This window comes from Streptomyces chisholmiae (genome assembly GCF_031845445.1).
Taxonomy (GTDB): Bacteria; Actinomycetota; Actinomycetes; order Streptomycetales; family Streptomycetaceae; genus Streptomyces; species Streptomyces chisholmiae.
Genome location: NZ_JAVREO010000323.1, coordinates 1 through 258 on the forward strand (window position 1 = coordinate 1; position 258 = coordinate 258).

Annotated in this window: 1 protein-coding gene; it reads right to left on the bottom strand. The window is 68.6% G+C overall.

The annotated features are described in order from the left end of the window. Positions 1 to 258, bottom strand: a 258-nt coding sequence (locus RM844_RS33820; RefSeq protein ID WP_311671163.1) for a hotdog family protein, incomplete at both ends; no start/stop codon positions are given.

Below are 258 nucleotides of genomic sequence, written 5' to 3' on the forward strand. Positions count from 1 at the left end.
TGGGGTCTTCGGTGTGGTCGGGTTGGTGGGGGGTGAGGGTGCCGGTGGCGTGTTGGGTCCAGTCGGTGTCGGGGGTGGGTCGGGAGTGGATGGTGAGGGTGCGTTCGTGGTTGGTGGGGTCGGGTTCTTGGATGCGGAGTTGGATGTCGGTGGTGGTGTGGGGGGTGAGGGTCAGGGGGGTGTGGAGCATCAGTTCGGCGAGGGTGGGGGAGCCGATGTGGTCGCCGGCGGTGAGGGCGAGTTCGACGAGGCCGGTGC